The organism is Streptomyces pallidus (ex Mingjun et al. 2026) (assembly GCF_051550185.1).
In the GTDB taxonomy this organism is placed as follows: Bacteria; Actinomycetota; Actinomycetes; order Streptomycetales; family Streptomycetaceae; genus Streptomyces.
On sequence record NZ_CP196181.1, the window covers coordinates 1,627,957 to 1,647,191 of the forward strand.

Genomic DNA, 19,235 nt, shown 5'->3' on the forward strand with positions numbered 1-19,235 from the left:
GCGGCGGGCGCTACCCGGGCCGGCCCGGCTCCGGGTACCGGCCGGCGGCGGTGCGGGCCAGCAGCAGGGCCACGTCGTCCTGCGGGGCGGTCGGCAGCAGGCGCGTCAGGATCGCGTCGCACAGCCGGTCCAGGGGGACGTCCGGGTCGCGCAGCACCCGGCCGAGCTGCGCCATGCCCTGGTCGAGGTCGCGGTCGCGGGCCTCGATGAGCCCGTCGGTGTAGAGCACCAGGAGGCTGCCGGGCGGCAGGGCCACCTCCTCGGTGCGGAACTCGCGGCCGCCGGTGCCCAGGGGGGTGCCGGGCGGGCCGTCGAGGAAGGTGACCTGCCCGCCCGGGGCGGCCACGGCGGGCGGGGGGTGGCCGGCGCGGGCGATGGTGCAGCCGCCCGATGCCGGGTCGTGGACGGCGTACACGCAGGTGGCCATCTCGTCCTCGCCGAGGTCGGCGACCACGGCGTCGAGGGAGCGCAGCAGCTGGGCCGGGGGCACGCCGTGCCGGGCCAGGGTGCGCACGGCGGTGCGGAGCTGGCCCATGACGGCCGCGGCGTGGATGCCGTGTCCCATGACGTCCCCGATGACCAGGCCCGTACGGCCGCCGGACAGCTGGATGACGTCGTACCAGTCGCCGCCGACGTCGTGGTCGCTGGCGGGCAGGTAGCGGCCGGTCAGCTCCAGGCCGGTGACCCGGGGCAGCGCGCTGTTGCTGAGGCTGCGCTGCAGGGTGAGGGCGGCGCGGCGCTGGTTGGTGTACATCCGGGCGTTGTCGATGTTGAGGGCGGCCCGGGCGACGACCTCGTCGATCAGGATGCAGTCCTGCTCGTCGAAGGGCTCGCGGCTGGCCAGCCGGGTCACGGTGACGGCGCCGAGCACGCTGCCGCGGGCGACCAGGGGGATGAGCCGGGCCGAGCCGAGGGTGGCGAGGTAGGCGCGCAGGGGCTCGGCGCGCGGGTCCGGGATGAGGGTGGGGATGTCCGACCGGTACAGGTTCATGGGCCGGCCGGCGGCGATGACCTGCTCGTACACCGTTCCGGCGGGGATCTTGAAGGTCTGGCCGGGCAGCAGCTTCGCGGTGGGTGCGCCCGGATCGGGGAAGACGGCCGCGAGGCGGCGCAGGACGCCGCGGTGGGAGCCCGCGGCGTCGTCGGGGGCGAGGACGGCCTCCAGCAGCTGTACGTCGGCGGAGTCGGCGAGCTGCGGCACCAGGACCTGGGCGATCTCCTCGGCGGTCTGTCGCAGGTCGAGGGTGGTGCCGATGCGGGTTCCGGCCTCGGCGAGCACGGCGAAGCGGCGCCGGGCCCGCTCGGCCTCGATCTGGGCGCGCTGGCTGTCGGTGATGTCGATGAGGGAGGCGATCACGCCGAGCGGGCGGCCGGAGCCGTCGAGGAGCGGGGCGTACGAGCAGGACCAGGTGTGGTCGTGGTCGGGGTCGGCGGGGGTGCGGCCGGTGCGGCGGACGTCGACGACGGCGCTGCCGCGTTCGAGGACCTGCCGCATGGTCGCTTCGAGGGCGTCGGCGTTGACGCCGGGCACGACCTCGGTGAGCCGTTTGCCGAGGTGGCCGGCGGGGCTGACGCCGTTCATCCGGGCGAGTGCGTCGTTGACCCGTACGAACCGCAGGTCGGGGCCGAGGGTGGCGAGGCCGATGGGCGACTGGGTGAACAGGCTCTGGAGGGCGGCGAGGGAGTCGCGCATCCGCAGCACCGCGGAGGTCTCCACGGCGATCAGCATGGCCCCGGTGCGTCCCTGCGCGTCGGCGGCGGGGACGATCCACATCTCCATGGTGACGCGGTGGCCGTCGCGGTGGCGGACGGGCAGGGTGCCGACGACGGTCTCGCCGGCCTGGACCCGGTGGGTCAGCTCGTCGGCGAGCTCGTGGTTGGCCTCGGGGACGAGCACGTCGGTGCCGGGTCGGCCGAGGATGTCCTCGGGGCGGTGGCCGAGCAGGTCCTGGGCGGCCAGCGACCATTCGACGACGCGGCCGTCGGCGTCCTCCCGCCACAGGGCGATCGGCAGCAGTTCCCGGAGCACACCCGCGTACCCGACAGCCGCGGCCGGCTGCTCCGGGACCTCGCTCGTCGACTGGTAAGCGTCCACCTCACCGACCTCACCCCGGGGGGTCCGATTCCTACCGATTCACCCTATCCGAGCGTCAGGGGGAGGGCCCTGCCTCCTCGCCCCTCGGGCGCGGTCGGGGGTAGAGCCACGGCAGGACGAGCGTCACCCAGCACAGGACGGCGTACAGGACCGCCAGGCCCCACCAGCCGCCGAGCGGCCCCCGGCCGAACTGGACCAGCGCGGCCAGCACGCCCGCCGCGGCGGCCGCGGGGAGCAGTTGCTCCCACCGGTCCGCCCCGACCTCCAGCAGGGCCCCCGCGGCGAGGGCGAACGCGGCCCCGACGATCACCGTGCGCCAGCCGGCGCCCACGTCCGGGGGATGGTCCCCGCGCAGCAGCCACAGGGCGAGCGGCGGGCCGGCCGCGAGGACCAGGGCGGTGATGCGCCGCGGCCAGGCCGGGCGGACCAGCCGTCCCGCGGTGCCCGCCAGCGCGGCCATGGCGTACAGGCAGACGGGGACGTGCCCGAGGAGGGAGGACCAGTGGCCGGTGCTGAAGGCGATGCCGGTCCACATCAGCACGGCGGCGGCCAGGGCGTGCCAGGGCGCCAGGACCGCGCACACCAGCGGCAGGTAGAGGAGCGGGTTCAGCGCCTTGAGCACGCCCCGCACCAGGCGGGCGCCGCCCCTTCCGCTGGGCTGGAGGGCCGGCCAGGCGATGAGTCCGGCGCGCAGGGCGGCCCGGCGCGGGTCGCGGGCCCTCAGCAGTCGGCCGACGCCCTCGGCGCCGATCTCGCGGAAGGCACCGAGGGCGCCGTCGAAGGCGCCGGGTGCCAGGGGCGGCGGGGCGGGCGGGGAGGGCGGCGGGCGGTTGCCGCCGTGCGGGCCGGTGCGGTGCAGGTCGGCGATGAGGGGTAGTTCCTCGTCGAGGACCTCGCGCTGGCGCAGCTGGGTGAGGACGCCCCGTACGCGGTCCCAGGGCGGCAGGTCGGGGGCGGTCACGACGTCGGCCGCCCAGGCCTCCATGAACGCCGAACCGAGTCCGGTCGCCTCGGCGACGCTCTCCCCGAGGGCCGCGGGGTCCTCGATGCCGCCGAAGGCCGCCTCCAGGCGCTCGTCGGTGGCGACCACGGAGACGAGCGAGGCGGCACCGTCGAGGCGGCCCCAGGTCCAGTCGCTCATCCGCCAGCGGGCGCTGAGGAAGGCGGCGAAGTTGCTGAGCTGGTTGCCGCTGAGCTTGGCCTTGACCAGGTCCTTCGGCGAGTCCGGGTCCACCCCGTGCAGGACGGTGGCGGTCGCCCAGCTGGTGTTGGCCGCGGAGACGGTGTGGAAGGAGAGGTCCGTGCCCTCGGACAGCGGGCCCGGGCGCAGCGGGCCGAGCAGCACCTCGGCGAAGGCCAGGGCGTCCGCCATGGTCGGGAATCCGGTGCCGACGGCCTCCTCCAGGGCCTCGTAGCCGTCGGTGCCGGCCGGCAGGGCCGCGCCGATCGCGCCGGCCAGCTCGGCGAGGCGCTCCCACAGGCCGCTGTAGACGTCCGCGAGCGGTGCGGGGGCGGCTGCGCGCGCCACCGGTGCCGGGGGCGGGGGCGGGGGGCCGCCGGTCACCGCTTGGGCCAGGTTGACCGCCCAGGCGTTCCATTGCCCCGGGTCGGCCCCGGGCGGCGGGAGGACCGGCATCAGGGCGCCGAGCCCGAGGGTGGCGGCCTGGTAGGGGGCGGCCGCGTCGGCGGGGACCAGGCCCAGGGCGAGCTCGTCGCGGTAGGCGGCGAGCAGCAGGCGGTCCCGCGCGGCGATCAGCGTGGCGACGGCGAACCGGAACGCGTAGAGCCGCCGCCGCAGGTCCTCGGCGAGGGCGGGGTCCACCGGGGATCCGCCGGTCTCCCGGGCCCGGACCCAGTCCATGAGCAGCCGCACCGTACGGGCCAGGGCCAGGGGGGAGTGGCCCGGTTCGGGGAGCGCGCCGGACCCCTCGGGCAGCACCAGCCCGGCCGCGGTCTCCCGTGCGCGCAGCCGCCCGAAGAGGGTCACCGAACCCTGGCCGGTGGCGTCCAGCGGCTCCAGCGGGCCGGGGCCGGCCGGCAGTGGCAGCCCGTCCGGGCCGGTGATCTCGGCGGGGTCCTCCAGCAGCCGGATCAGGCGGGCCGCCTCGGCCAGGCCGACCTTGGCACGGTACCCGGGGAGCCGGGCGAGGGCCGCGGCCTGGAGCTCCTCCAGGGCCGGCGGCAGGACCCCGGCGGCGCTCTGCCGCTGCTGGGCCGCGGCCGCGGCGGCCTGCATCTCCAGGGCGTCGTCACGGAGGGACTCGGTGCCGACCTTCACCGCCAGGGAGGCCGCGGCGGTGCGGACGAGCCGCGGGACGCGGCGGCTGGTGCCGCGCTCGGGCGGCGGCGGGAACGGCGGGACGGGCTGGAGGAACAGCAGCCACCGCTCGGCCGGGCGGTCCGTGGGGGCGGCGGCGACGGCGCGGACGGCCCAGGCGACGGGGATGTTGTCCAGGAGCCCCCCGTCCATGAGTTCGATGCAGCCGCCCAGGTTCTCGTCCGGGTAGCCGGACTCGCTGCTGACGCCCCGCATGTCCACGGGCAGCGGGTCGGTGAACGGCTGGGCGCCGTTGCCCACGTACATCCGGCCCGGTTCGAAGGCGCCGGGGAAGGAGGAGGTGGTGCGGGCGGCGTACGCCAGCCGGTTCAGGGCGGTCTCGCGGGCCGCGCCGGTGGCGTCGTCGGGGAAGTCCGTCAGGGCGTTGCGGTGCCGGAAACGGAAGTAGGCGTTGGACCGGCCGACCAGGAGCGGTCGGCCGAGGGTGGGGCGCACCCAGTCGCGGCGGGGACGCAGCCGGGTCGCGGTGAGGATCAGCCGGAGCGAGGCGGGGGCCTTCCAGTTCGGCGGGGCCTGGTCGACGAGGGTGCCGAGGGAGGACCGCAGTTCCCGGTAGAAGACCTCGTCGCCGCGCAGGAGCGAGGCCGGCAGGCGGAACGGGAGCGAGCGGCGGAGCAGCCCTTCGAGGTCGCCGAGGCGCAGCCACAGGTCGCGGACGCCCGAGCCGAAGGGCATTCCGTAGACGAGGTGGCAGGCCATCAGGACGCCGTTGAGACCGCCGGCGCTGGTGCCGACGAGGACGTCGATGTCGACGTGGTCGTAGCCGCAGGCCTGGAGCAGGCCGCGGTAGACGCCCTCCCCGGGGCCCCGGACCGGAACTTGGCCCTGGCCTGGTCCCCCGCCCGCGCCCTGGCCCTGGCTGTGACCCGGTGCCGGGGTACCGCCTTCCGGGGTGCCCGGCTCCGGGGCGGCCTCCGGCTCCGGCGTCGCCGCCGGAGCCGCCGCCCTCAGGGCCGCCGTCTCGCAACACGCCCCGCCCATCCACACGGCGAGGCTGACCCCGCCCCGCATCGCGAGGGCGAGCCGCAGCTCGGAGCTGTGCCCGCCCAGTGGGTCGTCGCTCATGCCCCCAGCTTGACCCGGGATCAGGCGTGCCGCACCCGGGCGGCGAGGACCTCGCGGGAGCGGGTGGCGGTGCGGCAGAAGTCGCGTATGAGTGCCGAGAGTTCGCGCCCCGGTTCCACGCCGAGTTCGCGCCGGACGAGGGCGCGGTAGGAGTCGTACGCCCGCATGGCCTCCACCAGGTTGCCCTCCGCCAAGTGCGCCTGTATGAGGGCCCGCTGGCCGCTCTCGCGCAGTGGTTCGGCACTGACCGCGACCAGCGCGGACTCCACTGCCTCGGCGTGCCGTCCGACGCGGCCCAGTTCGCGGCTGAGCGCCTCCAGGGCGTGCAGCAGCCGCTGGCGCACCCGTTCGCGTTCGAGCAGCACCCAGTCGTCGTACCAGCCCGGCAGCAGGTCGAGGGCGTCCGTGCGCCATTTGAGCGCGGAGAGGTCCTGGGCGGTGGCGGTGCCGTTGATGAGCCTGGCGGCCCATCCGTACAACACGTACAGGTCAACCACCGTGTGCTCGCGGACGGAGAGCGAACACTTGTCGGAGTCGAGCAGGTCGATGCCGGCGGCCTTGAGCCGCCACAGCGCGGACCGCAGGTTCCCCGCCGCCCGCAGGTCGTCCCCGGACGGCCACAGCGTGCCCGCGGCGTGCCTGCGCTCTACCCGGCCCCCGTGGAGCGCGACGAACGCCAGCAGTCGCTTCCCCCCTTCCGGGACGTCCAGCCATCTCCCCTGGTGGACCACGCGCGGGCCGCCGAGGAGATGGAGCATCGGCGCCTCACCCGCCCCGGGAGTACGGGACGGCGACTCGAGGAACTGTTGGTTCATGGGCGGTCCTCCCGCAGAGAAGTCCGACCGCCCATGCTATGCGCATACCGTCACGGATCAGTCACCGAGTGCTACAGTTCACCCTTGGCCTCCGCCCCGCGGCCGTGCGGGGCCCGCCGTCGCGCCGCCGGGCCGTAGCTCCCCGGGCTGTAACAGATGCGGCGGCGGCTGCGGACGAAGGCGACCCAGTCGCCGGACGGCTCCCCCTCGTCGTCCACGGGGACGAGGATGTCGAGATAGGAGGGGGTGTCGAGCCTGATCCGGTCGCGGTTGCGGGCTTCCTCGACGGCCTCGGCGATGTCCGCCGGGCCGCACCGGCAGTACCGCAGGTACGCCTGCGGACCGAGGAGGGTCTCGATCCGGCCCGGCACGCTGCGGTCCACGCCGCCGCCACCGTTCCCGACGTCCCCGCCTCCGCCTCCATCCCCGCCTCCATCCCCGTCGCCGTCTGCGTCCCCGTCGCCGTCCTCGGGTTCGTCGTCGGCGCGGACCGGAAGGTATCCGGCGGGCGGCAGTTCGGCGATGCCCAACTGCTCCAGCGAGTAGGGGCCTTCGGCCTCCGCCGCGATCACCGCGCCCGCCGAGGCCGCGGCGGGGCCGCCGTGCGCGCCGAGGTCCGCGACGATCCGGGCCACCTCGCGGCCGAGCTGGTCCTTGGTGTGGGTCCTGAGGAACTGCTGGTCGCCGAGGAGGGCGAGCTGCTCCAGCAGCGGCCCCAACCCGGGCCCGGCGGCCGCGGGCCCCGGCCCCGGCGTCTCACCGGCAGCCGCCCGGGCCGCCGCGCGGGCCCCCAGAACCTGTGCCAGCTGGCTCTGGAACTGCAGGATCTGGGCCGTGTAGACGTCCCAGGGCCGCATCCCGAGCCGCGACTGCCAGTACCGGTACGGCGGGGCCGCACCGCGGTCCCGGCGGGCGGTCCACACGTCGGCCTCGAAGCCGTCGGCGGTGCCGGGGACGCGCAGCAGCACCGCGAGGCGGACGGCCGTCGGCCGGCCGGGGGCGACGGCCGGCGGCCCCCAGGCGCCCGGCAGGGTGGCGGCGCTGCCGTACGGCCAGGCGGAGTGCGCCGCGCGCTCGGCCCCGAAGACGCGTGAAGCGAGGAAGTTGCGCCGGGAGGCGGGGAGTTGTCCGTCGAGGCCGCGCTCGCGGTCCTCCACCAGCCGGATCCGCACCCCCTCGGCGGTGTACGGGTGGCGGGTCGTGCCCGTCCCGGAGCACGGGTCGTCGCAGTAGCTGCCCTGGACGGGGGCGTCGCCGTGGTCCCGGGTGGCGGGGGCGACCTCGACCCACCAGAACCCGTCGAGCCCGGGCGTGAGGCCGGTGAGCGGGATCGTCACCAGCCGCTCGGAACGCAGCGGCCGCCCCTCGGCGTTGACGGCGAGGCCGGCGCCGACCCGCAGCGTGCCGTCCTGGACGCTGACCTCGTAGCCCTCGACGACGCCGGGGCCGGCGGCGGCGCCGACGGCGAGGGCGAGCCCCCGGGCGTAGTCCTGGATGAGGTTGAGGTGTTCGGCCCGCAGGAACAGGCCGTCGAAGGCGTTGAGCCGGTCGATGCCGCCGTCGGCGGTCCCTTCGGTGATCGTCATTCCTCGGTCCTTTCGGGGGCCGCCCCGCGCGGCAGGCGGACGGTGACGACGGCGTCGTGGCCCTCGTCGAGGGTGCCCGGCGGGCCGCCGGCCGGGCCGGCGAAGGGGGCGCGGGGGGCGTCGCCGTACAGCGGTGTGGGGCCGGTGCCGCGGATGCGGATGCGGACGGTCTCGTACGCGGGCCGCTGGTCGAGGTCGACCCGTACGCGCAGGCCGTCCGCGGAGATCCGGATCCCGGCGACCTCGTCGGTGGCCCAGCCGCGGCCGCCGTCGGAGAGGGAGGTGACCTCGACGCCTCCCGGTTCGGCGCAGCCGGGGGCGAGGGGTGCGGTGACGTCGAAGGTGAGCACGGTGTGCTCCCGGCTCCAGGAGACGGAGTCGCGGAGCAGGCGGGGGCCGCCGGCGTCCGCCTCGGGGAGGGCGCCGACCAGCCCGGGGGCGAGGCCGCAGGTCAGCTCCTGGAGGGTGGTGGTGGGCAGGACGGCGGTGCGCACGGACGGGTCGACGCGCACCTCCTCGACGCGTACGCAGCCGTCGTACTCGGTGAACTCGACGGTGAGGCGGGCCAGGACGACCGCCGCCCGCTCCTCGGTCACGGGAGCCCGGGGCGGGCAGGCGTCGCCCTCCTCGCACTGCGGTACCAGCTCGGTGGCGTCCGCGGCGGCGAGCCGGCGGAAGGCGGCGAGCAGCGCCGGGGCCCGCTGGTGCGCGGGGACCCGGGCGACCTCGGCCGCCTCGCGGAGCGCCTCCCGGCCGGCGGCGTCCCCCTCACCGGCCTCCTCCAGGCCGAGCAGGACCCGTACGCGGTGGTAGGGGCGCCAGGGCTCGGGAGGGAGGACGCGGACGGTGACCGCGGCCGTCTCGACGGTCCGGGAGAAGTCGTCGTGACGGCGCGTCACGTCGCAGGGATCGGCCAGCGCCGGCACCGGGCGGTCGGGGCAGGAGGCGAACTCGGCGACGACCCAGGCCTCGGCCGTGCGGCGGCACGGCGGGCAGGGCTCTTGGTCCTCGGCGGGGCGGGTGGGGGGCTCCGGGTGCTGCTCGGCCCAGTCCGCCGCCCACCGGCCGAGGGAGAGGCACCAGCGCGCCTCCAGGTTGAGTTCGCGGCCCAGGCCGTCGACGGCCAGCCCGGGCAGGACGGCCAGTTCGTCGCCGTCCCGGGCGACTCCCAGGCCCCAGATCACGCCCGGGCCGTGCAGCCAGGCGTGGTGGAGCATGAGCTTGCCGCGCGGATTGCCCATCAGGACGCGGAAGTCGTCCTCGCCGAGGAGCATGCCGAAGGCCACCCGCAGGGCCAGGAAGGGGTTGGCGGGCAGCTCCTCCCCGCCGCAGGGGGCGGTTCCGCAGGGGCCGGTTCCGCAGGGGGCGTTTCCGGGCGAGGGTCCGGTGGGCAGGTCCGGGGCGGACGCGCCGCCTCCGCTGCAGCCGCAGCCGCACGGGGCGCCGCCGGTGCCGAGGGCCGTCATGGGTTCTCCTTCCGGGTGAGCCTGTCGCTCGCCGCGTCTGCCGCGGCCAGTGCCTGCGCGGCCCGGCGGTCCGCGCCGGGGCCGCCCGGGGTGACCGGGTCCCCGGGGAAGGGCCGGCCGGCCTTGCCGTACTCGCGCCGCATCGCGTCGGCCAGGTGGGCCTGCCGGACCTGCCCGGCCTCGTCGGCCGCCCGGAACGCCGCCCCGATCGCGGCGTTGCGGATCCAGCCGCCCGGCACCGGGTAGCACAGCGCGAGGGCGGCCAGGTCGACGTCGGGGTGCCGGAGGGCGGGCGGCAGGTGCAGGTCCCACATGCGGTGCCGGCCCGCCTCGTCGGGCAGCGGGAACTCCACGACGAAGTCCATGCGGCGGATGAAGGCCGCGTCGATGTTCTGCCGCAGGTTGGTCGTCAGGACGGCCAGGCCGTCGAACCGGTCGAGCCGCTGGAGCAGGTACGCGGTCTCCATGTTCGCGAACCGGTCGTTGGCCTCGGAGATCTCGGTGCGGGTCCCGAACAGGGCGTCGGCCTCGTCCAGCAGGAACACCGCCTGGGTGCGCTCGGCCGCCTCGAAGCAGGCGGCGAGGTTCTTCTCCGTCTCGCCGATGTACTTGGACACCAGCTCGGATCCGTCGACGACCAGCAGGTCCCGGCCGGCCTCGGTGGCCAGCACCTCGGCGGCCAGCGACTTGCCGGTGCCGGGTGGGCCGGTCAGCAGGAGCCGTACGCCGCGCGCGGCCCGGGCGGCCTCCCGCAGCCGCCAGTCGTCGAGGACCAGCGCCTGGTGGCGCAGCCGGGCGACGGCGTCCCGCAGTTGGCCGTCGGCCTCCGCGGACAGCACGAGCCGGGACCAGGGGGCCCGCGGGCCGACCAGGTCGACGCCCGGGGGCAGCAGGGCCCCGGCCCGGGCCCGGATGGCCCCGGACACGTCCGGCCGGCCGCCGTCGCCGCCGTCCCCGTCGGGCCCGGCGAGGGCGGCGCGGCTGCGGACGTCGAGGGCGACCTGGGCGGTGAGCGCCGGGTCCAGGGGGTGACGGGCCGCCAGCTCGGGTGCCCGGGCGGCGGCTTCGGGCAGCGCCGCCCGCCAGGCCCGGCGCCGGTCCGCGACCCCGACCGGGCCGACGGGCACGGTGAGCACGGGCCGCTGCGGGCCGGGGCGTACGGCGCCGGGCGCGGCGCACACCAGCAGCGGGCCCGGGATGCGGTCCACGGCGGGGGTGACCGGGCCCGCTCCGGCCGGCGGAGCGGCGACCACCAGCAGCGGCACGGCCCCCCGGACGGCGGCGTGCAACCCCAACAGGCCCAGGGCCGCCGGGTCCTCGGGGCGGGCGCGGGCGGCGAACACCCCGAGCCCGGCGGCGTCGGCCAGGGCGGCGCAGCGGCTGAGGGCGACGGTCTCGTCGCGGGCGCTGACGAGGAGGGTACGGGGCGCGCGGGAGCGGAGCGCGGCGACCGCCCGGACGCTCTCGGGCAGCGCGAGCCAGCCGTCCAGCCCGGGCACGGGCGCGCCGGCGTCGGCCGGCTCCAGCGCGGCGGGCCGGGCGGGGTGGCCGTGCAGGGCCTCCCACAGCTGGTCGGCGAGGGTCAGGGAACGCTCGTGGAAGGGGCCGTCACCGGTCAGCGCGAGCATCCCGGCACGCACGGCGGGTCCCTGGTGGAGCAGCCGCCGCAGGGCGACCCGGTCGGGGGCAGCGGCGCCGGTGGTGGTGCGGGCGGCGCAGTCGATGAGCAGCCCGGCGAGGCCGACGCTGGGGTGCGGGGCGCCGGCCGGGTGCATGGTGCGGAAGGTACGGGCGAGGCCCTCGTGCTCCTCGGGGAGCCCCGCGAACAGCACGAGCTCGGCCTCCAGGGCACCGAGCCCGTACCAGCGCACGAGCCGCTCGAACGGCGTCCGACCGGGGGCGGATCCGGAGCCCTGGCCGGGGGCGGAACCGTGGCCGGGGGCGGCCGGGCCGGGGGCGCGGCGCTCGGCCGCCGCGGCCCAGTCGCGCAGGAAGGCGGCGGGCTCGGCACCGGCCTCCTCGCTGCACGTGGCCTCCAGCAGCTCGGCGACGCGCACGGCGACGGCGGCGGCCCGGACCGACAGGTCCCGGCTGGTCCGGTCAGACATAGCGGTACCTCACCACGGCCCCGAGCCAGCCGACCCAGCCCGGGTCGAGGTCCAGCCCGGCCCGCCGCAGCCGCGGATCCGCGTCCCCGGCGGCCAGGACCACCTCGATCCACCCGGCCTCGGCCACCACCCGCCCCCGCCGCCGCGCCACGAAGCCGACCACGCCGAGCGCGTCCGCGCCGACCACCACGGGCTCCGCCTGCCCGCCCGCCACGCCCGACACGAGCGCCCTGCCCGCACCGCCCGGGCCGACCGCGGGAACGGAGGCCCACGCACTCCCGGCCGCGCCCGACGCCGCAGGCGGCACGGACGGCTCGGCCACGCCCGAAGCCACCGGATCGGGCAAGGGCGCCGGCGCCACCGCGTCGGGCGTCGGTCCCGTGGCGGCCGGATCCGCGGCCGGCGGGGACGCCGGCAAGCCGAGCGCCGAAGCCGACGGGGTGCTCGCATCGTGCAGCGGTACGGGCGGCTCGGCGGGGGTGGCGGGGGCGGGGGCGGCAGCTGCAACGGGGGTGGGCCGCTCGGCCGTTGCGGTCAGGCGGGTGGCGGTGGAGCGGGCCCAGGCGGCGGCGAGGGCGTCGATCCGGGCCCGCTCGGCCGGTGTGGGCGGGTCGGCGGCCAGGACGCGGGCGGCCCGGGCCCGGTCGAGGCCGGCGAGGGCGAGGGCGGCCGGATCGTCCACGGGCGCGGCGGGTACGAGGGCGCGCGCGACGGCGTGCAGCACCCAGCACAACGGCCGTGCGGCGAGGGCGGGATCGTCCAGGACCCGGTCCGGCAGGCCGGCCTCGGCCGCCGTGGCCAACAGGAACGGCAGCCCGGCCCAGTCGGTCGGCAGGCCGCCCTCCGCCGACGGCGACGGCTCCGCTGCCGGCCCGGGGGCGGGTTCACGGCGCGTCTGCGCCCCCTGGAGGTCCACTGGCCCGGAAGCGCGTACGGGTGCCCGCTCGGCGGAGGTGTCCGGCGCCGGTGAGCGGAGGCCGGGCCCGACCACGTCGGGGGCTTCGGGCCGCGGGGCGTCTCCCGCCTCCCCGTACGGGGCCGGGGGAAGCGCCTCGCGGCCCGCCGGCTCGGCGGGCGACGGGCGGGTGGGAGCCTCCCGCTCCGACTCGGGCCCCGACGCCGCCGCCGGCGGCCGGGGTTCGGCGTCGAACCCGGTCGGCAAGCCGTCGGGCGCGCCCAACGCCTCGGCGAACAGGCGGTGCAGTCCCGGGCGCGCCCCCGGCCGGTGCAGTGCCGCGGGATCGGTCTCGGCGAGGACGAGCACGGCCCAGGCGGCTGCGGTCGGTTCGGCCGGGCGCAGCCGGGCTGCCCGTACGAGGGCGGCGAACCGGGATCCGCCCCACAGGGTCCGGGCCAGCGCTCGGGTGGCCGGGTCGGGGGCGGGGCCGCCGGGCGGGGAGGGGACGTTGTCGGTCGCGAGTGCGGCCAGCCGCTGCCAGCCGCGACGCCCCAGGGCCCGGTCCAGTGGCGCCACCCCGCAGCGTTCGGCGGCGCGGAGCACGGTCGCGGCGGCCTGTCGCGGGTGGCGTTCCAGCACGGCGAGCACGGCTCCGCCCGGGGCCGCCCCGGGCGCAGGGTCGTCGGGGTGTACGAGGCCGGTCTGGCGCCAGGCCCAGAGCCGTTCGAGGCGCCGGGTGGCGATGCCGGTGACGGCGTCGGCGAGCAGATCGGAGTCGCTGCGGTAGTGCACGGCGGCGCCGCGGTCCTCCCGCACGGTCCGCTCGATCGCGGCGGCGACGGCCCGGGACCAGTCGCGGGCGAGCGCCGGGTCGGGGCGGTCCAGGTCGAGGGGCAGGGTCAGGTCGAGCCGGGCCAGGCACCACCGCCCGGGGGGCAGCGCGAGGGCGCGCAGGGCCGCCGCGAGGTGGCCGTCGACGGCGTGCCGCAGTGGCCCGCGCAGCCGGTCCGCTGCGGGCGGCGCCTCTCCGGGGCCGTACCGCAGCGTGGCGGACAACCGCCCGACGACCAGCGCCGGCCCCGCCGCACCTTCCAGCCGCCCTTCGCTCACCGCACCCACCCCGCTCCGGCGCACGCAGCTCCCCCACCCGACCGGACCACCGCGCCCGCCGGACCCCTGGACCGCGACCCCACCGGACCCGGATCCCCGCCCGGCCGCACGACCGCGGCCGTCCGGCGCACAGGCCGGGTGGCCGCCGCCCGCGGAGCCCCGGCCGGGGCGGGCGCGTGCGGGCAGGCAGGGGTGTGCGGGGCGGGAGTCACGCGCGCCCCGGACGGGGTGAGCGGCCCGCCGCCGCGCCCAGGGGTGCTCGGCGCACCGCGCGCCGCCGGCCCCCGGCCCGCCGCAGCCGCGCCACGGGCGTCGCCCGGCACGAGCACGCCGGGTACGGCCCTGCACCGCGGCCCGCTCCCGGGGTGCGGTCCGTTCCGCCGGTCCGTGCGGCGCGTGCCGGTGCCGTCCGGTACCGGCGAGGTACGGGGCGCGCCCGTACCGGGTGCCCCGTCCCGTCCGCCGCGCCCGTGCGCACGGCTCGGCGGCGCCGGGACGGCCGCCTGCCGGTGCGGTGCGGCCCGGCCGGCGGAGTCGCGGCCGTCGCCGGGCAGTGGCGCACGGGCCGCCCGCTCCCGCGGCTCGGCCGGATCGTGCGGGGTGCGGAGCACGCCCGTGCGGGCTGCGGCGGGCCCACCGCCGGCGTCCGCGGCGTCCGGGCGGTGGTCGGGCCGTTGTGCCCGACCTGCCGTGCGGCGGCGGCCGGGGGCCGAGGGGTTCGGGGTCATCCGACGCGCACCGCCCCCGGGATGGTGGTTTCGCCGATGCGGGAGCCCTGGGCCGGGACGCCGACGACGGCGTTCGCTCCGAGGGTGAGGTGGCCGGCTACCGCCGGGGCCCAGGCCGCGCCGGGGCCGACGACCGAGGTGAGGCCGAGGTGCAGGGTGCGGCCCAGGCGCATGCCGGTGCCGAGGGGGCAGATGTCGACGCGGGTGTGGGCCGGCTTGTGGGATTCCACGATGCCGCGTACGACCTCCAGTTGGGCGGGGGTCGGCGCCGCGGGGATGAGGACGCTGAAGCGGTGCGCGGTGGCGGTGTAGCCGTCCTCGCCGGGCCGGGTGCCGCCGACGGTGAACCGGCCCAGCGCCCCGGAGGCGGCGGCCGCGCCCCCGACGGCGGGGGCCGGCGGCCCGCCGGGGGCGGTGCCGAGGACGGTGCCGGCGAGTCCGCGGAGCCGCCAGTGCTCCACGACGCTGACGGGGACGGGCAGGTAGAGGCGCAGGATGCGTTCCAGGCAGGCGGCGGTGCCGCGGATACGGAAGAGATCGTACGCCTGAGCGATCAGTTCGCGGCGGGCGGCGACGGGCCAGCGCCGGTCCAGGGCGAGGCCGAGCAGTCCGGCCAGCCAGCCGAGGGCTTCCTGGGGGGTGGTCCGGGGGTCGATGAGCAGGGTGCGCAGGGCGGCGCGGGAGTCCGTCTCGTGCAGGAGTCCCTCGGCGGGGGCGAGGAAGCGGTGCAGGAAGGCGGCGTCGGCCTCGTCCCGGCTCCAGGCCCGGGGCAGGGTCGCGGAGAGCCGGTGTCCGGGCCGTTCGACGCGCAGGGCGCGGACGCGGGGGGTGAGGCGGAGGGTGCCGGTGAGCCGGAGCACGATCCACAGGTAGCGGCCGGGCGGGGCCTGGACGGGGGCCTCGTACGTCTCGTAGGCGTCGTCGGGGTCGATCTGCGTCCAGGGCAGTTCGCGGCCGGTGGGCCGCCGGAACAGGGGCGCGGGGGCGGGGAGGCGGGCGGCGTGTCCGGCGCGGGACGGCAGCGGCGGGGTGAGGTCGGGGCGGTGGACGGCGCGCGGTCCGCGGACGGGGGGTTGCCAGGGCAGGGGGTCGGGGACGGTGTCCTCGTCGTCGGTGAGGAAGCTGACGCGGACGTCGGTGCCGGGCGGGATGCAGGCGTCGAGGAAGAGGCGGCCCCAGCGGGTGCGGTACTCGCCCGCGTCGAGGCGGTAGCAGATCACGGTGCCGGTGGGGGTGTAGCGGGCGGCGGGTCCGGCGGTACGGGCGATGCCGGCGACGGTGGTGAACGCGGTGCGGCCCTCGGGGTCGACGGTCAGGGCGCCGCCGTCGTAGTCGGGGGCGCGCAGCGGTTCGAGTTCGGCCCAGGCAGTGGTGCCGTCGGGTCGGAAGCGGCGGAAGGGCCGGCCGGGGGTGCGGGCGACGACGAGGGTGCCGTCGGGGGTGAGGTCGAGGTCGGTGGCGCCGTCGACGGCGAGGGGGCGGGTGCCGTCGGCGCGGGCGATGACGGCGGGGCCGCCGCCGGCCGGGCCCGCGGGGCCGGTCCACAGGACGTACAGGTGGCCGGAGTGGTCGGCGATCCGGGTGGGGTGCAGGCCGTCGGCGCCGGGCGGGCGGTGCAGGGCGGGGCCGCGCAGGGGGCCGCGGCGGCCCTGGAGGAGGACGATTCCGGCGGGTCGGGTGACGAGGACGGCGACGGCGCCGCAGTGGGCGGTGACGTCGAGGGGTCGGCGGTGCGGGTGGGCGGGGGTGCGGACGGGGACGCGGCGCAGGAGCCGTTCGCCCCACAGGTCGACGACGTGGACGGCGGCGGCGCCGGATTCGGCGATGTGGAGCCGCTGGCCGGCGTCGACGGCGAGGCCGCGGGGGACGCACAGGGTCCCGGTCCGGTGGGGGGCGGGGCCAGTCGCGGGGGCGGCGGTGGCGCCGCGCGGGAGGACGTCGACGCGTCCGGCGCGCGGGTGGGAGCGGTAGGCGCGCCCCCATCGGTCGAAGGCGAGCCCCGCAGGACCGTACCCGGGGTCTCCCGGACCGGGCCCGGTCGCGGAACCGGATGCGGTCCCGTCCGCGGTGGCCCCGTCCGCGGTGGCCCCGGTCGCCGTGGGCCCGGTCGCCGTGGGCCCGGTCTCGGCGGCTCCGGTCCCGGCCCCCGTCCCCGCCTCGGCTCCGGCGTCGGGCTCCGGTTCCCAGGCGAGTTGGACGCCGCCGCCGTCGAGGAGGGCGGTGGACTCGTGGCGGCAGCGGACCCATTGGTCCGGGTCGGCGATCAGGGCGGTGGTGCGGTCGCCGTGCATCAGCACACCTCCGGGGGGAGCGGTACGACGACGGGGTCTCCGGGCGGCACCGGCGGGCTGCCGTAGCCGGCGCCGACGGGCAGCGGGCTGCCGGTGACCACGGTGATCTCGGCGAGCCGCGGCACCTCCCACTGGTTCAGCGGCACGAGCGGCAGCGGGCTCCAGCCGGCCGGGCCGCGCCGGGCGAGGGCGAGTTCGCCCTCGAGGTACTCCAGCCCCTCCACCTGGACGGCGACGGCCTCCAGCTCGGCCCGCCGCACGGCCCGGCCGAGCGGCCAGCCCGCACCGTCGGGCCCGTACGGCGGGAGCGGGGCGAGGTACTGGCGCAGGATCAGCTCGGTCCAGCGGCGCACGGCGTCGGGCTGGTAGCCCTCCCGGGTCCGGATCCCGACGGAGACGGCGATGTCCACGTAGGTGGGCGGGATGACGTACAGCTCGGCGGTGACGAGGCGCCTGGGGTTGAGGTACGCGGCGACCTGCCGCAGCAGCGCGAGGTCGGGCAGCGGGGCGCCGGGGTCGCGCAGGTCCTCGGTGGGGAAGACGAGCACGCTGACGACGCCGGCGGCGGGCCGGCCGGGGGTGTCGGGGTGGAGCAGGGGCAGGGTCTCGGCGCGGCGCACGCCGGGGACCTGGAGGGCGAGGGCGCGGTGGTCGTCGGCGGTGACGGCGCGGTCGCGGCGGTGCACCTCGGCGGGCAGGGCTTCGAGGGCGTCGGCGAGGGAGGCGGGGTCGGCGCCGCCGGTGGCGGGGAGCGGGTTGCCGGCCCGGACGCCGGACACCCCGGTGAGGGCGGTGACGGCGCCGGCCGGGACGTTGCCGGCGGCGCCGCCGCCGTACCGGTAGCCGAGGACGCGGATGCGTTCGCCGATCCGGGGCAGCCGGCCCCGGGTGCCGAAGCGGACGAGCCCGGCGTCGGGGTCGAGGGTGTAGTGCCGGTCGAGGGGGCCGCTGGCGGCGAAGTCCTCGACCTCGGTCCAGGGTTGCCAGCCGTCGGGTTCCTCGACCTCCAGGCGGACGGTGCCGGGCAGGACGGGGCGCTGGGTGAGACGGTGGACCTGCCCCGGTTCGGCGGTGCCGGTGCCGAGGAGTTCGGGTGCGGCGGTGCGGGCCTGGACGGCGCCGACGGCGTTGACGCCGACCCAGCGGATGCGGTGGATGGCGTCGTTCTCCCCGGCGGGGCGGCGGACGCGCAGCCAGCCGAGGACGCGGGCGGCGGTCGGCCCGTCGTCCAGCGGCGGCGGGCTGTCCAGGCCGCCGGTGCCGGGGGGCGGGCCCTGCGGGTGGGCGGGGAAGGCGGTGGGCAGGGCGACGCCGACCACGCCGGCGGTGGTGAGGCCGCGGGTGGTGTCGCCGAGCACGGCGAGGGGGGTGAAGGGGGTGCGGGCCCCGGGCCCGTTCCACAGCTCCCACAGGAAGCCGGGCGGGGCGCTGAGCAGGTCTCCGGCGCGCAGCCGGGTGGGGTCGCGGGGATCGCGGGCCACCAGGTCGTAGGGGCGGCGGACCTCCTCGTCGGGGACGACGCCGAGGAAGAGGGTCTGGCCGCGCATCCGGGCGGGGTCGGTGGTGGGGCGGGCGAGGAGGGCGATCCACAGGCTCTGGTCGAGGGTGGTGCTGACGTCGAGGGGCGGCCGGTCCGGGTCGAGGGGATCGGCGGGGACGCGGGTGGTGGTGTAGAAGGTGACGGGCGCGCCGGCGGCGACGCGGTCGCGTTCGGCCTGCGGGAGGGCCTCGACGGCGTTGTCCCGGCGGCGGCCCTCCCCGCTGCCGGGCGGGGCGGGGGCGACGGGGGTCTTGCCGGCGGCGAGGGTGTCCAGGGGCCAGGCGACGGTCTCGTCGTCGGTTTCGAAGGGGACGGCGCCGGCCCGGGCCTCGGTGCCGCGCAGTACCTGGACCCCTTCGGAGCGCTCGGTGCGCAGGGTGAGGAGGGTGCGGGCGGTGAGCGCGGGGCGGGGGCGTACCCCGAGCAGCCGGAGGAAGGCGACCTTGGTGGCGTCGGGGATCTGGTTGAAGCGGAAGAGCAGGGACTCGCCGAGGTGGGCGAAGAGTTCGAGGAGGGCGATGCCGGGGTCGCCGGCGTTGTGGTCGGTCCACTCGGGGGCGTAGACGGGGATCCGTTTGACCAGCTCGTCGCGGAGCTGTTCGAAGGTGCGGTCGTCGAGGATGGGGCCGATCAGCGGCATGGAGTCGTCACCCGGCCCTCTATCGCAGGTAGAAGGGGTAGACGAGGTTGTCCGGGCGCAGGTCGAGCAGCCGTACGTAGGCGATGTCGATCCACACCAGGGTCGGCTCTTCCCCCGGGGTCACGGAGACCTCGGTGACCTGGACACGGGGCTCCCAGGCGGCGAGGGCCTCGCCGATCTCGGCGGCGATCGCGGCGCGGGTGGCGGGGGTGTTGGGGGCCATGAGGTGGCGGCGCAGGCCGCAGCCGAAGGTGGGGCGCATGACGCGTTCGCCGGGCTCGGTGTCGAGGATGGTCTCCACGGACTGGCGGATCGCGGCGCTGCCCGCCACCCAGCCGAGCCGGCCGGCACCGCCGCCCGCGCCGGTCCCCTCGGCTCCGCCGGCCGGGCCGCCGTTGCCGCCGTTGCCGTAGCCGTCCTGCGGCCGCAGCGGGAACCGGATCCCGGTCCCGGACCAGGCCTCGCCCGCGGGCAGGGCCGCGGCCGCGGGGAGCGGGCCGCCGGCGGGGGCGGATGTCAGGGCGTCAGATGCTGCCATGGCTCCATGCTGCGCGG

At 77.9% G+C, this 19,235-nt stretch carries 10 protein-coding genes; all 10 read right to left on the minus strand.

The window, feature by feature from the left end; translation table 11 throughout:
• Positions 1-10: 10 nt before the first annotated feature.
• The 10 genes from ACSHWO_RS07010 to ACSHWO_RS07055 all read right to left on the minus strand — a co-directional run bounded on the left by ACSHWO_RS07010 (position 11) and on the right by ACSHWO_RS07055 (position 19,218).
• Entirely contained in the window at positions 11-2,095 is a 2,085-nt protein-coding gene (locus ACSHWO_RS07010) for a SpoIIE family protein phosphatase (protein WP_404235251.1), read from the minus strand.
• A gap of 55 nt (positions 2,096-2,150) precedes the next feature.
• On the minus strand, positions 2,151-5,498 hold the full coding sequence (locus ACSHWO_RS07015) for a DUF3376 domain-containing protein (RefSeq protein ID WP_438310466.1): 3,348 nt from the start codon (positions 5,496-5,498) through the stop codon (positions 2,151-2,153).
• A 20-nt stretch (positions 5,499-5,518) separates the two neighbouring features.
• Positions 5,519-6,313, minus strand: coding sequence for an AfsR/SARP family transcriptional regulator (locus ACSHWO_RS07020; RefSeq protein ID WP_438310467.1), 795 nt, complete (start codon positions 6,311-6,313; stop codon positions 5,519-5,521).
• A 71-nt stretch (positions 6,314-6,384) separates the two neighbouring features.
• The gene (locus ACSHWO_RS07025) at positions 6,385-7,899 is read right to left on the minus strand and encodes a hypothetical protein (protein WP_438310468.1); all 1,515 of its coding nucleotides are present in this window, start codon (positions 7,897-7,899) and stop codon (positions 6,385-6,387) included.
• Positions 7,896-9,365 carry a hypothetical protein gene (locus tag ACSHWO_RS07030; RefSeq protein ID WP_438310469.1) on the minus strand — a complete coding sequence of 490 codons (1,470 nt, stop codon included), beginning with the start codon at positions 9,363-9,365 and terminating at the stop codon, positions 7,896-7,898. Before ACSHWO_RS07030 ends, ACSHWO_RS07025 begins: the two co-directional genes overlap by 4 nt.
• Entirely contained in the window at positions 9,362-11,473 is a 2,112-nt protein-coding gene (locus ACSHWO_RS07035; RefSeq protein ID WP_438310470.1) for an ATP-binding protein, read from the minus strand. The genes ACSHWO_RS07030 and ACSHWO_RS07035 overlap by 4 nt, the downstream gene beginning before the upstream one ends.
• A complete protein-coding gene (locus ACSHWO_RS07040) occupies positions 11,466-13,481 on the minus strand; it encodes a hypothetical protein (RefSeq protein WP_438310471.1) in 2,016 nt (671 codons plus the stop codon). Before ACSHWO_RS07040 ends, ACSHWO_RS07035 begins: the two co-directional genes overlap by 8 nt.
• A 724-nt stretch (positions 13,482-14,205) precedes the next feature.
• The gene (locus ACSHWO_RS07045) at positions 14,206-16,500 is read right to left on the minus strand and encodes a phage tail protein (protein WP_438310472.1); all 2,295 of its coding nucleotides are present in this window, start codon (positions 16,498-16,500) and stop codon (positions 14,206-14,208) included.
• Entirely contained in the window at positions 16,500-18,680 is a 2,181-nt protein-coding gene (locus ACSHWO_RS07050; protein ID WP_438310473.1) for a putative baseplate assembly protein, read from the minus strand. Before ACSHWO_RS07050 ends, ACSHWO_RS07045 begins: the two co-directional genes overlap by 1 nt.
• A 19-nt stretch (positions 18,681-18,699) precedes the next feature.
• Positions 18,700-19,218, minus strand: a complete 519-nt coding sequence (locus tag ACSHWO_RS07055) for a GPW/gp25 family protein (protein ID WP_404235266.1) — start codon at positions 19,216-19,218, stop codon at positions 18,700-18,702.
• Positions 19,219-19,235 lie beyond the last annotated feature (17 nt).